At 59.5% G+C, this 1,485-nt stretch carries 1 protein-coding gene; it reads right to left on the bottom strand.

The annotated features are described in order from the left end of the window. Window positions 1-50: 50 nt before the first annotated feature. Window positions 51-1,361, bottom strand: coding sequence for an IS5 family transposase (locus ABH944_RS44575; RefSeq protein ID WP_404615832.1), 1,311 nt, complete (start codon window positions 1,359-1,361; stop codon window positions 51-53). Between the last annotated feature and the right edge of the window lie 124 nt (window positions 1,362-1,485).

The raw sequence follows: 1,485 nt of genomic DNA, 5'->3' as shown, positions 1-1,485 counted from the left end.
AGTCGGCCCTGAACAATTAGTTTTCTCAGCTGGGGGTCTAGTCGCCAGGGTCACACGCGAGCGGCCGAGTTCAGCAGCATGGCCAGCATAAGGGCGTAAAAAAACCGCAGCTTCCGGAGGATCATCCGCAGGTTGTGGCCGGCGCCGCACAGTACCGCGTGCATCGCATCACCCAGTGCGCCTTTGAGCCAGTTACGATCGAGTTTGCCATCCATCTTCATGTGACCGATGGCCGGCTCGATCGCGCTGCGCCGTCGGATCATCGCCCGTAGCCCACGCGTGATGCCACGCCTCAAGCCCGGGTGGTAGATCTTTACACCGTCGATCGCGACGCCCTTGTAGCCGCGATCCACAATCGCCACTTCCGGGCTCACATCACTCAAGATTGCCGCCTGCTCCAAGGCCTCGGCCAGCGTGTGCCCATCGTACGGATTGTCCGGCATTGAGCGAGCACCAACGACCAGCCCTTCCTTGTGGGTGGTCGTGATCGATACTTTCACGCCAAATTCGTATGGTGTGCGAACCTTTCCTTTGGCCAGACACTCGACTTCCGGTGCATGCAGCGCGTAGAGCTTGTTCTTGTCCTTGGGCTTCTGCGACAGAATCCGCTTCGTACGGGCAATCAGTTCCAGCAGCGCAATGCGACCCGAGTCCGACGCTCGGTCGACTTGCCGTTCGACATCGCGCATCACCCGGCCCACACGCGAGCGCAGCGTACGCAACGTCTTTCTCATGCGCTTGTACTGCTTGGCGTGCGCGTAGCGGCCAATCTGCACGGCCAGGCGCGGCGCCTCGCGGTTGTAGTTCTGTCTGAGCTTGAGTCCGTGGCGCGCGGCGGCCTTGACCAGATGTTCGCGACACCGCTCCAGCAAGCGTGAATCGGTTGGATGGGCGATTGCCTTGGGCATTACCGTCGTGTCGACGATTACGCGCTTTACGCTCGACGCCTTGATCACGCCTGCACGTTTGGCGGCCTCAATCGTCGCCGCCAACAGCTCTTCGACGCCCGCTTCACCAAGGCGCTTGCGCCAGCGTGTCAGGCTCGAAGGATCGATCGGCGGCTCGGTTTGCAGGAACGTCTCGCCAGTGAAGACCTGCCAATAGGGGTTCTCAACCCATTGCCAAACGACGTCCTCATCAGACAGGTCAAATGCGTGTTGCAGATAGAGCAGGCCCGCGATCAAGCGCGGTGATGTCGCGGGTCGTCCGGCACTGGACACGAAGCTCTCACTCATCGCTGAGCCCAGGCGCTCCCAATCGATCAAGCCGGCCAAACGCACCAAGGGATGCTTCAAATTGATCTGCTCAAGCAGCGGTTGGCGAAAGAAATCTCGCTCTGTCACACGTGCTTTCGGACCCATTCGGACCTCGTCAGAATTTGCAGGGTTTCATGTATTAATATGCCCGTATCCTGCAATTCCAGCAATCCGGTTTCGCCCTTAAACGCCCGTCAGTAAAGGCTTTGGTGATTGTTCAGGGCCGACT

Source organism: Caballeronia udeis (genome assembly GCF_044909315.1).
Lineage (GTDB): Bacteria > Pseudomonadota > Gammaproteobacteria > Burkholderiales > Burkholderiaceae > Caballeronia > Caballeronia udeis_A.
This window is presented reverse-complemented; position numbering and strand designations above follow the sequence as displayed.